At 34.2% G+C, this 13,718-nt stretch carries 15 protein-coding genes and 1 pseudogene; 11 read left to right on the top strand and 5 right to left on the bottom strand.

The annotated features are described in order from the left end of the window. Positions 1–95: 95 nt before the first annotated feature. Complete coding sequence (locus tag ACB089_RS11470) at positions 96–914, top strand: Ku protein (RefSeq protein ID WP_374966511.1); 819 nt, start codon at positions 96–98, stop codon at positions 912–914. A 9-nt stretch (positions 915–923) separates the two neighbouring features. Here the strand turns inward: ACB089_RS11470 and ACB089_RS11465 are convergent, their stop codons facing one another. Next, the gene (locus tag ACB089_RS11465) at positions 924–1,457 is read right to left on the bottom strand and encodes an AAA family ATPase (RefSeq protein WP_374966510.1); all 534 of its coding nucleotides are present in this window, start codon (positions 1,455–1,457) and stop codon (positions 924–926) included. Positions 1,458–1,569: 112 nt separating this feature from the next. Here ACB089_RS11465 and ACB089_RS11460 point away from each other — a divergent pair, with 112 nt between their 5' ends. Beyond that, the gene (locus ACB089_RS11460; protein WP_374966509.1) at positions 1,570–2,331 is read left to right on the top strand and encodes a class I SAM-dependent methyltransferase; all 762 of its coding nucleotides are present in this window, start codon (positions 1,570–1,572) and stop codon (positions 2,329–2,331) included. Positions 2,332–2,399: 68 nt separating this feature from the next. Continuing rightward, positions 2,400–3,419: a serine hydrolase domain-containing protein gene (locus ACB089_RS11455; protein WP_374966508.1), complete on the top strand. Its 1,020-nt coding sequence runs from the start codon at positions 2,400–2,402 to the stop codon at positions 3,417–3,419. A 21-nt stretch (positions 3,420–3,440) separates the two neighbouring features. Here ACB089_RS11455 and ACB089_RS11450 read toward each other — a convergent pair whose 3' ends face one another. Further along, positions 3,441–3,971, bottom strand: a complete 531-nt coding sequence (locus ACB089_RS11450) for a dihydrofolate reductase family protein (protein ID WP_374966507.1) — start codon at positions 3,969–3,971, stop codon at positions 3,441–3,443. 101 nt (positions 3,972–4,072) lie between these two features. On the opposite strand from ACB089_RS11450, the gene ACB089_RS11445 reads away from it, so the two are divergent. Together ACB089_RS11445 and ACB089_RS11440 are read left to right on the top strand one after the other, a co-directional pair. Further along, a complete protein-coding gene (locus ACB089_RS11445) occupies positions 4,073–5,017 on the top strand; it encodes a helix-turn-helix transcriptional regulator (RefSeq protein WP_374966506.1) in 945 nt (314 codons plus the stop codon). 94 nt (positions 5,018–5,111) lie between these two features. Continuing rightward, a pseudogene (locus ACB089_RS11440) lies at positions 5,112–6,147 on the top strand (DUF418 domain-containing protein). Positions 6,148–6,368: 221 nt separating this feature from the next. On the opposite strand, the gene ACB089_RS11435 reads toward ACB089_RS11440, so the two are convergent. From ACB089_RS11435 to ACB089_RS11425, 3 genes are all read right to left on the bottom strand, one after another. Then, positions 6,369–6,761, bottom strand: a complete 393-nt coding sequence (locus tag ACB089_RS11435) for a RidA family protein (protein ID WP_374966505.1) — start codon at positions 6,759–6,761, stop codon at positions 6,369–6,371. 197 nt (positions 6,762–6,958) lie between these two features. Continuing rightward, on the bottom strand, positions 6,959–8,455 hold the full coding sequence (locus tag ACB089_RS11430) for a serine hydrolase domain-containing protein (RefSeq protein WP_374966504.1): 1,497 nt from the start codon (positions 8,453–8,455) through the stop codon (positions 6,959–6,961). A gap of 261 nt (positions 8,456–8,716) precedes the next feature. Beyond that, positions 8,717–9,409, bottom strand: a complete 693-nt coding sequence (locus tag ACB089_RS11425) for an SDR family oxidoreductase (RefSeq protein WP_374966503.1) — start codon at positions 9,407–9,409, stop codon at positions 8,717–8,719. A 328-nt stretch (positions 9,410–9,737) separates the two neighbouring features. Here ACB089_RS11425 and ACB089_RS11420 point away from each other — a divergent pair, with 328 nt between their 5' ends. From ACB089_RS11420 to ACB089_RS11395, 6 genes are all read left to right on the top strand, one after another. Continuing rightward, positions 9,738–10,079, top strand: coding sequence for an ATPase (locus ACB089_RS11420; RefSeq protein ID WP_374966502.1), 342 nt, complete (start codon positions 9,738–9,740; stop codon positions 10,077–10,079). A gap of 555 nt (positions 10,080–10,634) precedes the next feature. Beyond that, positions 10,635–11,759, top strand: coding sequence for a hypothetical protein (locus ACB089_RS11415; RefSeq protein ID WP_374966501.1), 1,125 nt, complete (start codon positions 10,635–10,637; stop codon positions 11,757–11,759). Then, positions 11,716–12,105, top strand: a complete 390-nt coding sequence (locus ACB089_RS11410) for a hypothetical protein (protein WP_374966500.1) — start codon at positions 11,716–11,718, stop codon at positions 12,103–12,105. Before ACB089_RS11415 ends, ACB089_RS11410 begins: the two co-directional genes overlap by 44 nt. A 125-nt stretch (positions 12,106–12,230) precedes the next feature. After that, positions 12,231–12,563 carry a hypothetical protein gene (locus ACB089_RS11405; RefSeq protein ID WP_374966499.1) on the top strand — a complete coding sequence of 111 codons (333 nt, stop codon included), beginning with the start codon at positions 12,231–12,233 and terminating at the stop codon, positions 12,561–12,563. 318 nt (positions 12,564–12,881) lie between these two features. Continuing rightward, the gene (locus ACB089_RS11400) at positions 12,882–13,310 is read left to right on the top strand and encodes a YkvA family protein (protein WP_374966498.1); all 429 of its coding nucleotides are present in this window, start codon (positions 12,882–12,884) and stop codon (positions 13,308–13,310) included. 93 nt (positions 13,311–13,403) lie between these two features. Further along, complete coding sequence (locus tag ACB089_RS11395) at positions 13,404–13,613, top strand: hypothetical protein (RefSeq protein ID WP_374966497.1); 210 nt, start codon at positions 13,404–13,406, stop codon at positions 13,611–13,613. Positions 13,614–13,718 lie beyond the last annotated feature (105 nt).

The raw sequence follows: 13,718 nt of genomic DNA, 5'->3' as shown, positions 1-13,718 counted from the left end.
TACTTTGCTTTTTATCTTCAGTTTTTGACGATTTCACTTTAAGATACATAAAAATAAGCAAAATATATCATAGTAAGAAAAACGAGGTGATACGAGTGCATACAGTTTGGAAAGGCAGTATCTCATTTGGTCTTGTCAATATACCAGTGAAACTACACGCTGCTACTGAAAACAAAGACATTAAACTGCGACAACTCCACAAAGAATGTCATACACCTATTAGCTATAAAAAAGTTTGTGAAGGCTGTAACCAAGAAGTTAAAGATGAGGATATCGTGAAGGCTTATGAGTATGCAAAAAATAAGTTTGTCGTATTAGACCAAGAAGAATTAGAAAACTTGCGCAAGGAAAATGAGGATAAAGCCGTTGAGATTATTGATTTTGTGAAATTAACCGAAATTGATCCTATTTATTTTGAACGTACTTATTTTTTATCCCCTGATACTACTGGCAGTAAAGCCTATTCCCTATTACGTCAAACATTAGAGCAATCCGGTAAAATAGGCGTTGCCAAAATTATTATCCGTTCAAAAGAGCAATTAGCAATTGTCCGTGTTTATCAAAACGCGCTAGTGATGGAAACCATTCATTACCCTGATGAAGTAAGAAGTGTGAGTGATGTACCGAACTTACCAAGTGAACAAAACGTTGTTCCAAAAGAGCTAGAAACAGCACTAATGCTCGTTGATCAATTAACAACTGAATTTAACCCTGAAAAATATACAGACGACTACCGCAATACTTTAATGGAGCTGATTGAGGAGAAAAAAGCTACGAATACAATCTCCACTAGCGATAAACGTCCGGTACCTGATAATGTCACGGACTTAATGACCGCACTTCAAGCTTCCTTAGAAAAAACCAAAAAGCCAACAACAAGAAAACGAGCAACAAAAACGAAGAAAAATGCTTAAAATGTACATTTAAGAAGCGTATCCATTATTTTTGGATATGCTTTTTTCAACTATTTTTCTTTTATTTGTAACGACCAATAGCTTGTCACGATACATTTCAAATTTATGACAAAAATCGGGTTTGACAATCTCTTCAAAACGACGATTCCATTTAAGCAAGTTAATGAATATAGCAAAAGTAGGTTTGTAATTCGATTTTTCTAAACCTAGTTTTTGTAAAATAAATCTTTTGATGATCCGATAGATGCGTATGAAATAATTTGTATCTAAGAAAATAATGAAGTCGGCATGATGAAAACTTTGTGTTACCCAATCTTCATTATGGACGCCCTCAATGATCCAAGTTTCAGTTCGAATAATAGCTTTCAAATGATCTATCTTTTCTTGTTCGGTCCTTCTTATATCTCCTGATTCTCTCCTGATCCAAACAACATTATCTAATTCATAATGAGGGATATTGAATTTTGTAGATAGTTCTTTCGCTAACGTTGTTTTCCCACTACCAATAGAGCCAATGATATGTATTTTTCGAGGAAATTTCATAACTAATAAAATCCTCCTTATTCATTTTTGACAAAAAGATGATTTGTGTAAATATTGGATTAATTATACAATATTTACACACATAAATTTAAGATAAAGGAGATTATTTTTTATGTATCAAAATGAATTCAGTGGTAATTTAGAGAAATATAAAAACCCTATAGAATATGATACCCTCTATGAAAATTATCAAGATGACTTGCATTATATTGAAAATCACCTTAAAAAGAAAAAAGATACAATTATTGAACTAGCTTGTGGCACAGGTCGATTAGCTATTCCCCTGGCCAAGCAAGGATTCGATGTTTATGCAGTAGATATCCATGAAGGGATGCTTCAATTAGCGATGGATAAAGCACAAAAGCACAATGTCCATGTGCATTTTACTGTGCAAGATTGTACACAGCTTCAATTACCGATTTCATCAAATTTCATCTATATGACAGGTAATTCATTTCAACATTTTTTAAGTAATGAAAGTCAAAATGCTTTATTGCAGTCTGTTAAAAAGCACTTATATGAAGGAGGAGAATTTGTATTCGATACGAGAAATGCTATTTTATGTGAGCTTTCTAATATGGATGAATACGAAGAAAGTTTGGTCAATAGTAACGGTGAAAAACGAACGATTCAACACCGTGAAGAATATGATCCTGTCACACAAATCTTGACTTGCCATGCTTTACATAAGCTGGAACATTCAGCTTCAACTTTCGAAGATTCCATACTACTTCGCTATACATATCCAATGGAAATGAAGAGGCTTTTAGCTCAAAATGGATTTGAATTGTTACATTTATATGGTTCATGGAACAAGAGTGACTTTACAAAAGACAGTCCATCTATGATTGTACATGCACGGTTAACAAAATAAATCCAAAAACAAGAACGTTTATTCCCTTTTGTGTTATATTAAAGAAAAAGCTAGGAGAAAAATAGAGGATGAACATTAGTGAACGTATGGAGCATGATCGTGTAGCTGGTTTGAGTCTTGTAGCGATCGACAAGGGAAAAATCAGTAAGGCAGATTATTTTGGTATTTCTGAAGCAGGTACCGATAATAAAATTAATGAGCACACAATTTTCAATGCTTGTTCGATTAGCAAGTTTTTAACTAGTATTTTAGTGTTGAAATTAGTAGAACACAGGCTAGTAGACTTAGATGAAGATGTCAATCAGAAGCTAGTTTCATGGAAGGTACCTGACAATGCATTTACAAAGCATAAAAAAGTTACATTACGCAACTTACTCTGTCATCAATCCGGTATTGTGGACCCAGAAGGCAGTTTTACGACGGTAGAAACTTTCAATGACACGCCATCCATGGTAGAAATACTGAATGGTAAAACTCCTTACTGCAATACCCCAATTGAGGTAACGTATGAACCCGAAAGTGAATTTCACTATTCGGATGCAGGCTTTTGCGTCATTCAATTACTTATTGAAGACACAATGAGCAAACCATTTTCAGTTCTTATGGACGAACTTATTTTTCAGCCATTGAACATGACAAACAGTATATTTTCTACCAATATTCCATCATCCAATACGGCCAATTTAGCTTGTGGTCATGATCAAAATCGCGCGTTAATTTCAGGAAAATATTCTCTTTATCCATATCTTGCAGCTTGTGGTATATGGACTACTCCAAACGATTTAGCAAAATTATTATTAGATATTATGAATGCTGTAAAAGGACAAAGTAAAATTGGTCTAACAGCAACACAAACAAAAGAATTGTTTCGACCTCAAGGATGTAAGGAATGGTCAGGCCTTGGTGTATTTCTGGATGGGGCTGACGAGAAACTCGAATTTTCATCACTTGGCTGGGGTGTTGGGTTTCAATGTATGCTAGTAGCCTATCCATATCTAGAAAAAGGAATGATCATGATGACGAATTCTGATACAGGGGTGCATCAAATGAAGGGAATCATGGGTGAAATCTATCATTCGCTATCCTAATCATAGAAAAGAGGCTTATGATCAAGCCTCTTTCATCACCATATAATGCATTTGCACCATTTGCCCATAGCGTTGGGTATTTACTAACTTCAAATCTTGATATGGATTTTTACCCTTAAACAATGGGATTCCAGAGCCTAATAGATGTGGCGTAATCGTAATAATTAATTCATCTATTAACTTTTCCTTTATAAATGCATCAAGTATGTCAGCTCCACCAACCATCCATATTTTCGAGCCTTCCTGTTCCCTTAATTTTTTCGAAAACGCTACGACATCCTCATTCACAAACTCAACATGTTCGTTTTTACCTCTTAATGTCGACGAGAATACATAACATTTCTTATCGGGATATGGAAAGTTCTCAGTGTGCTCTACAACGTAATCAAACGTTCTTTTCCCCATAATAATGGTATCGATAGATTGATACATGTCGGAATAGCCAGCATCCCCTTCCACCTCTGCCTCTTCCAGCCATTGTAAATCATCATTTTCTTTTGCAATAAATCCATCCAAACTAGTGGCAACATATAATATGATTTCTCGAGACATATCGTCATCTCCCTTTTACTTTTGAAAAACTCTTGAACACTATTTATACTAATCATAAAACATGACAACTACTGGCATGATTAAATGAAAAAGGTGAGAAAATGTCAAAAGCAAAACGTTTATTAGATATTCTTTTATTTGTTAGCGCAAAAAAGAAATTTACTGCACAGGAAGTCGCTGATGAATTCAATATTTCTATTCGTACGGTTCATCGATATATTTTAGATTTAAGCGATATGGGCTTGCCTATTTACGCAGAACAAGGACGGAACGGTGGCTATACTGTCCTCACTAGCAGACTTCTTCCCCCTATTTTATTTACAGAAGATGAGGTCGTTTCAATTTTCTTTGCGTTTCAATCACTCAAATACTATCGTGATCTGCCCTTTGATGCGGAAATCTCCTCCGCTTCTCATAAATTATATAGCTCCCTTCAACATGACGCCAAGCAAAAAGTGGATAAACTTCAATCCTATATCGCCTTTTGGAATCCTAAAAGAGCCATTGAAACACCTTTATTGAAAGATACTTTAGAGGCAGCCATTGAAAATAAAAATCTTCATATTCAATATGAATCCAAATCAGGTACAACTACGAAACATATTCATCCTCTTGGTGTTTACGCACATGATGGATTATGGTATATGCCTGCCTTTGATTTCACTAAACAAAAAATATTATTATTTCGTGTAGATCGTATTCTTTCTATCGTAGAAAGTGAAGAAAACAAAGATAAATTCTTAAATTTAGAGGAGTGGTTTGGCAGTCCATATGAAATTAAACACCCCATTCGTTTACACGTTTTATTATCAAGGGAAGGTGTAAGACAATGCAAAAGCGATCCAAGCCTGGGGGATTTTGTCGTCATAACACAAGATGGCACAGGCTATATTGATTCCATCATAGACAAAGGTGAGCTTAATTTTATTAGCCCCCTCTTTTACCGACTTGGTGTGCATGCTCAAATTTTAGAACCAAAAGAATTAATCACTAATTTACAACAGCAAGCAAAAGAAATCTTATCTATGTATCAAGTAAATGATTAATGCTTTATGACGATTTTGTAAGATTGGCGTAACATTCATCGTTACTACTATTTTAGGAACTTCTGTATACTTTGTGAGTGAGGAGGAGAGGTAAATGCAACCAATTGAATTAAACAAACGAATTGATACATTAGATTATTTAAGGGGATTTGCTTTATTAGGAATTATATTGGTAAATATTCCAGCACTCTTGTGGATTGAACCACCTAATACATCTGTTGATATTGCGTACAATAGATTTTTAATGCTTTTTGTGGAAGGGAAGTTTTTCTCCATTTTTTCATTTTTATTTGGTGTTGGCTTTTATATTTTTATTTCTCGTGCAAAAGCTAAAAATGAAAAAGCATATTTATTATTCATTAGAAGAATGATTATTTTATTGTTAATCGGACTTGTGCATTTCTATTTTCAGCCAGGAGAAGCACTAACCGTCTATGCGATATTCGGTCTGATAGCATTACCATTTTACAAAGTTCGTAAAGAAATAAACGTAACTATAGGACTTATATTGTTGGCTGTGACAGCTTTTTATGGAATCAAAATTGCTATGCCATTTCCACTTATTTTACTGGGATTAGCAGCTGGTCAGTATCGAATTTTTGAAAAGATCAACAACAATCGTAAAAGCATATTTATCTTTACAATTATAATGTTCTTTATTAGCATAGGGGGCTTGCTGTATCAATGGCATTATGTCCCAGAGGCAATGGTGAACATTGACAATTTGACAAAAGTTGAATTTACAGAACATGTGACAAACATTGAGAAATTTTCATTAATCGGGCTTCAATTTAGCCCATTTGTATCTGCATTTTATGTGGGATTATTAATACTTTTACTGCAACGCCCTGTATGTCAGGCTTTGCTTTCACCGTTAAAAAACTATGGCCGAATGGCATTAACAAAATTTAGGACAAACAGCGCTAATCTTACTAATCGGCAATGCTTTTCACCTTATAGGCAACATTCGTTTTATCCAATCTCTTTGGATTTGCATAGGCATTTACATTTTCCAATTACTATTTAGTAAGCTTTGGCTAAAATTCTTTAGATTTGGTCCATTTGAATGGCTGTGGCGAATGGGCACGTACTTGACAATACCATCATTTCGTAATAGTTCAAAAAAATAGAATGAAGAATGGCAAAGACCTAACAGCAAGTTTTTTATATACACATAATAGCATCGCACCCAATTTAATCCAATCTTTACTCATACCTTCGACAAAAAACAAACCTCATTATTTTGGGCACTTCTACTTAGGTAGTGACCTTTTTTGTTGTCCGATACTTATGAAGATGATTATATTAAAAAATCGACAAAACCTTCGTGGATTTTGTCGATTTTTACTTTTTATTTAGCGGCCCAAATATCAATTTCTATTTTAATATCAGGAAGTCCTAATGCAGTAATATAAGCGATTGTCATAGAAGGATAAGGATTACCAAACATCGTTTCCCATTGTCGATAGAAATCATCCCAATCAATTTCTTCTGTTGCCCAAATATTAGCTTTCACCACATTGTCTGCGTTTAGTCCTTCTGTTTCTAATATAATTTGGATGTTTTTTAATGTATTCTTAACCTGCTCAGTTAGTAGCGATGGCAATTCACCGGTTTGCCCTACGCCAATTTGTCCGGATAATGCATACATTGTTGCATCTTTAGGGATGATGGTCAGATGGCTGTAATTGCCAACAGGGCTAGGTGCTTGGATTGGATTTTTACGTGTAATTCTATTTTTCATGTTCAATCTCCTCTAGGTTTTTATTTTTCTAAAAAAGGGCAGACTTCTCCCTAAAAACTCAATTTTAGAAAAAAACAGCAGTTGAGAATCCAATACCCATACTTAAAAAACGCAATGATCTTTTTTTCATTTGGACTCTCCCCTTTCACCTAAAGTAGCTTTCACATTACCATATTTTTCATAAACAATCAAATCTCTTACTTATTTTCTTCTTTAGTAAAAATACGCAATAAACCTAACAAATAAAATATAACACTTGTCACGATCGCATTATAAAACAACACAGAAATTGAAGTTGGACCCCATACTTTAATAAATTCCCAATTTACCCCTATTGCAATTTTAGGGAACATCAATAAAAGTGTTAAAAATATTGCTACAACTAAAGAATGGATAATTAGGAAGGACGTCCTTTTTGCATTTAACGATACTCTAATTCGCTGTTTTTTAACAATCTTCCTCACCGTTGTTAGCAATAAAATACTTAAAAACATCACCAGTCCAACGACAATCACACACAAAAGCGTCACGATTTTATCTATCCTTTGTAAGTTGTCAGAATGATTATTGTTAACATTTTTCCCTTCCCACAGATCCATCACACCTTGACCAATAGCTGTTGTATAGCTCGAGTTCATATTGGACAGGACGGCCACTCCTAATTGTTCATCAGGCTGCATGATGAAATAAGATGTAAATGTTGGATTTTCACCTGCATGGAGGATATATTGTTTTTTGTCGCTTTCCATTACTCCCCATCCACTAGCGTAGTATGTATCCTTATCAAAAGGCTCTACAGACTGATCAGGAATATGCGATTCTTGAATTAATTTATTATCAATAGAATAAATTTGGCTACTTTCTAACTGTAGTTTTAACCATTTTGCTATATCATTCGTGTTGCTTATCATATATCCAGCAGGTATATTTCCACGATAGATAGGTGGTGTGTAAGGCTGCTCTCTCATAAGTCCGATTTTATAACCTGACGCCATCTCATTAGAATTAACTTGGTGAAGACCAACAAATGAATCATTCATATTGAGTGGCTCTAATATATGATGTTTGATATACACATCAAAGGGCTGTTTTGATACCTTTTCGACAATGAGTCCCAAAACATCATAATTGAGCGTTGCGTACTCAAACGAGCTACCTGGTTTTCGATCTAATGGCTGATCAAGTAATTTTTTCACAGTCAACTCAAGGGCATCACTTTCATTACTCTCAGGGATATTAGCTATAGTGATCGTTGGAATCCCACTTGTATGATATAGTAACTGATTAATCGTAATCGACTGCTGCTCCCCATTATATTTTAACTTCAACCACGGGATATACTTTTGGACATCATCAGATCGTTTTAACAATCCTTCCCTCTCCAATTGTAGAATGGCTAATCCTGTAAATGCTTTCGATGTAGATCCAAGTTCAAATAATGTATCAGAAGTAACTGGTGTTTTTGACTTAACATCGGCATATCCGAAGCCTTTTTCATAGACCGTTTTCCCCTTCTCTACAATTACTAACGATATCCCTGGAATTTTACTAATCGCCATTTGCTCTTCAACAAATTGTTCAATTTTTTGAATTTTTTCATTTGAGTTTGCATTTACGATTGTTGGCGATAAACTATAAAACGCTACTATCATAGCTATCATAAACAGATAGATTTTGGATGATTTCATTTTCATTTCTCCTTTGGATCTATGCTTTCAAAAAGTATCGCTAGGTATAAGCTAACAACATGTTTACTATAACAGGCAATTAGTAGCGTAACCATCGTTTAAGATGACTAAAAACGACACTACATGACAATTTTGTAACGTACAGGTCTTTTGTAGTCAATCTGTATAGACGACCACATATTAGAAAGAAATCTTACGTAACAAAAAAGACCAAGCTCAAAATAAATTGATGCCTGGTCATCATCTTTTACGCAGCAAATCGCTGTGTTATCGTTTATTTTTAATCACAACTTCTGTTACAGCTAGTAATTTCCTTGGTTTAATATTATCCATGATAATATCCGCGATATCATTAGGATCCATTAAGTTCTTTGTACGTTCCTCTGAAAATATCCCATCCCAAAACTCTGTTCTCATGCCACCCATGTATACAGCACATACATTAATGGCTGTTTCGTTTAATTCCAATGCTAGACTCTCTGTAAATCCTTTAACTCCAAATTTACTTGCACAATAAACAGATTCCGTTACTTTCCCTTCTTTACCAGCTGTGGAAACAATATTGACGATCGTTCCTTCATTACGTTCTTTCATACCTTTTAACACTTCTTGTGTACAAAAAATTGTTCCTTTTAGATTAATATCAATCATTTGATGCACTGAATCTTCACTCAAGTTTTCAGCATTATCAAAATACCCAACACCAGCATTATTAATGAGTAATTGAATTGATCCAAATTCATCTTGTATAGATTGAATGATCTGAGCGACCATTTGTTTTGAAGAAACATCAACCTCATAAATAGAATGACCATTGCTTAAAGTTTTAGCCGTTTCCTCAAGCTTTGATTTCGTTCTACCAAGCAAACAAATGTAATAGCCTAAACCCGAATATTTTTTTGCCAGTGCAGCACCTAATCCACTGCCAGCGCCTGTTATAACAACGATATTTTTGCTCATATTTATCATCCTCTCTCGCAGTTAATTATAACAGAATAGAAAATTCTATCAATAAACGAGCGTTGAATTGTATTAGTCCCCTTGCCCTAGAACTGGCATGGTAAATCTCATAAATAGGAGTTACTCCTGACATGCTAAGGAAGACATATCATTACTTATGTATAGCTACTAAAATATTTTGATCAAGAATAGGTTTGCTTTCATATGTTTTCTTTTTATTTATAGCAAATTGATTCATATGTCTAAAGCATTACAATAGAGTTTGAATATTATGATTATGTAATCTGCAGATTATAAAACTTTTATTTCGCAAGGAGGTGAATTTCAAATGCCTTTGACTACAGGTCCAGTTGAAAATACAGGGAATCAACCAGCAAATGCAAATAGCGTTCGTATTAAAATTCTTAACCTCACTGGAGGCACGCTTACTGGAACAATCAGAGTTTTCAGACTAAACGGCACAAGACAACTACTATCAACAACTTCCTTTAGCGTAGGTTCAAATGCTTCTACTTTTTTCACTCGAGGTTTAGGAAACTCAGCACAATATGAAGTAGAAATTGCTCCAAATCAAACTGGCGGATTATTTAGTGTTTACGGCCTAACAGCTTCAGGTGTTATCATTACTGCCCAAAGATTTGTGAACTCAGAATTAACACAGATTCTTTAAGTGTAAGCACAGGATTTTTCATTTAAAGTATTAAAGTTAATTCAACACATCCCTTTGTACCCACTCAAAATTTTTAAATATAATAGAAGAAAGTCACTCATTTTTATTTTTAAATGAGTGACTTTTTATTGTTCTAAGAAGATTTCTTTTCAACCTTGCTTGCGTATATAAATATCCCCAATTGCTTGGATCATCTTGACGCTTAAGTCATTTCGTCTTTTTGTGAAATCCCCTCACTTGTACCCACTCAAAATTTATATATATTATAGAAGAAAGTCACCCATTTTTTAAATGAGTGACTTTTTATAGTTCTAAGAAGATTTCTTTTCAACCTTGCTTGCGTATATAAATATCCCCAATTGCTTGGATCATCTTGACGCACAAGTCATTTCGTCTAATTTTTATTCATTTTGACGTATACAAATTCCAAGTCATCCCGACTTCTTTCTATTAGTATTATTTTGTAATTTTTTGGGTATGCAATGCATATAATATTAATTAATAGATACGGGCATACATTCATGGAATAAAGAATATAATTCTGGAGGGTGTTAAATGAATACAATAAAATCTTTAATTTTCCCCCAAGACTTGAATAGAATGACCAAAACTCTACTTAAAGAGGTTTGTAGTGATATGACTTTAGAAGCAACAGGTAATGTAAATGAACTAGCAAGTAGAGTATGGAACGCTTTTGAACTTATTGAAGGAGATGTTCTTACAACGATAAGCAATAATATTTTTACTGGGGCCGTTTCTTTAGTTTGGTATCGAACTACAAATCCAGCTGGTTTAACTGGACTTAAACAAAGTATTATTAATAAAATGCCATTTAACCCTTTCGAAACAGTAATTACACCAAAGTGCGAAAATGTTCCCATTGAACCTGCCATTATTGCTGCTACTGAAATCGAAGGTTCACAAGCATATTATTTAAGGTTTATTCATAGAACAGGGGTAAATGTAGATTACTTTTTAACTAACCGAAGAGAATACATTAAACATGAAATTACGACAGTTTATATTGATGAAATTAAGGGAATAATTGAAGTACGAGCAAGTTCAGCTGTTGCAAAGAAAATTATTGCTGGATTAGCTAAAATTGTAGATGAAGAATATGAATTCAAACAATATGATTTTTTACAGAAGTATGGCGGAACTCTTGAGCCTTTAGCTGATATTCTTCAAGGAAGGCTTATTGATGCTACAGGAAGACCAGCAGGATTAGTAAATACATTTGAAGAAACGCAAGGTAAATCTATTGTAAGAATACTTTCTGCAATTGATGAATACTATACTAATGGTGAATTATCAGCTCTTGAGCAAAACTTAAATAGCGAAGATATTACCAGCATTTTAGAAACAACACCTTTTACTTTGTTACTTTTAAGTGGTCTTGAAACAATAGGATTAGGTAGCATTAGAGAGTTAAGAGGCTTACCATTGTATAATTATTTAGAGCCTTATTTATCCAAACAAAAAGGATCAATACTATTTGAACATAGTGTTGGTGGCGTAGTACAAGAATATTCTATTCGAATTGGCGTAACTACAAAGACATTTAAGTTCAATGTATTTGCGTCTGAACATGTATTGGATTATATTAGAGAAAAATTGATTTTGCGAGGTAAAAGTTGTGAGCAATTTAAAACGATGGGAAATTTCTCAAAAAATAGATAATGCACTCGAGGCAATTGCTATAAGTAAGGTAGATAAATTTTACCATAGTTATATTGCAGAAATAACTGGCTTACCTCTTGGAGTAGTTATTGATAAATTATCTGAATTAGAAAAACAAGAAGCGCTCGTTATAGAATTAGAATTCCACTGTGAGGGATGTAGTAGAAGTATTTTAACCGCCAATAAACATGAATTGGAAAATATGGATTCACTTGCTTGTAAGTATTGTGGGGCCGAAAATTGTTTTGATCCTTTAAACGCTATTCCAATCATCAAATTAAGTGAAGATTTCAAACAAAGTTTTTCTAAAAAAAAAATAATAACAAAAGGGCTAATGTCGGGTTAAGTAAACAAAATAAACCTGAGAGTTTAAGAGAAATTATTGATATTTTAGCAAAAGAAAATTCTGGTCAATTATTAGATACAGTATCGAAACTCGGGCAAGTCACTATTATTTTAGGAGATGGTTATATGGGTGAATCTAGTAAATATGGTGGTTTAACTTTCGGAGAAAACAAAGGTAATATAACAATTGAGAACAACGGTACACTGAATCAAGGAATAGCTAGCCGATCTGATGATATTATTCTTGCGTTAAAACAACTTCACGAAGATATTCAATGCCTATCAGATGAACAACGAGAAATTGCAGAAGCGCATTTTGAACTCCTTCAAACTCATATAAACAATGGAGATAAAGAGAAAGCTAAAAAACCATTAGAGAAATTAACTGCAATACTTGGTGTTATTACCTCTCTTATAACTATTGCTTCTGCCTTAGGACTTGGAATCCCTTTAAAATAATAATTTTTATGAGATTCAAAATTAAACTGCCCTTCAATTGTCGGACACATCTAACCCTAGGACCCTAGAAGGTGCAATTTTTATGTGGAGAAATATAGTATATAACTATAGAATGATAAGCCTGACACACCGTCACGCCCTAGTATTTTGGACGCTTTCTCCACTTTACAATTGCCCTTTATTCAATAGTTGTCATGTTATTAGATCCCTTTAGATATATTAGTTTCGGGATAGCTTCTTTAGCATCGCCCCAAGCTGTAATCGCATTTTGCTATCCCACCACTATTGTTATTTACTTAGATTGTTCGGTAAGATTTTTTGAAAAACAACTACCTATGGGGATTGAGGCTGGGACATAAGTATCTTTTCAAAGCAAAATTAAAAGCCTTTGCAAAAAAATTAAAACAAAATCTATTTGTACTTTATCTGTCCTATAAAGATCCCAGAACACCATGGTATGCTAAGCTTGTGGCAATGTTCGTAGTTGCATATGCTTTTAGCCCAATAGATTTAATTCCAGATTTCATTCCTGTTCTAGGGTATCTAGATGATTTAATAATTGTACCTTTTGGAATTATTCTCGCTTTAAAATTAATTCCTCCACATGTAATTGAGGATAATAAAGAAGCTGCTGAAAAGTTGAAACTATCTGGAAAACCAAAGAATTGGTTTGTTGGAATCCTTTTTATAATTATCTGGATTATCTTTGCTGCTTGGATTAGTAAAATTATTATTCAACATATTTAAAGAAATGTGCAGCAAAATTTCTTCTCCCTTGCTGCACATTTTCTTTCTGTTGCCCCAAGCGGCTCATCAGACGCCCCCAGGAAGCTCTGCTCTGTGCGAAAGCGAAGCGTCAGCAACAAATGTTTTATCTGTGCGAAAGCGAAGCGTCAGCAACAAATGTTTTATCTGTGCGAAAGCGAAGCGTCAGCAACAAATGTTTTATCTGTGCGAAAGCGAAGCGTCAGCAACAAATGTTTTATCTGTGCGAAAGCGAAGCGTCAGCAACAAAGCGCCCAGTCGGAACGGAAATCAACCATATGTTAAGGTGATGAGCTCAAAAAGCAGAAACATTTTCCAATTTTAATCGTTTATTACTTCATAAAGGAGAGTTGAATATGTTCAGATTGCTTAATCTAGGAAGCCTTGTTC

Origin of the sequence: Lysinibacillus sp. RS10 (assembly GCF_041956855.1) — a bacterium.
GTDB lineage: Bacteria > Bacillota > Bacilli > Bacillales_A > Planococcaceae > Lysinibacillus > Lysinibacillus xylanilyticus_A.
This window is presented reverse-complemented; position numbering and strand designations above follow the sequence as displayed.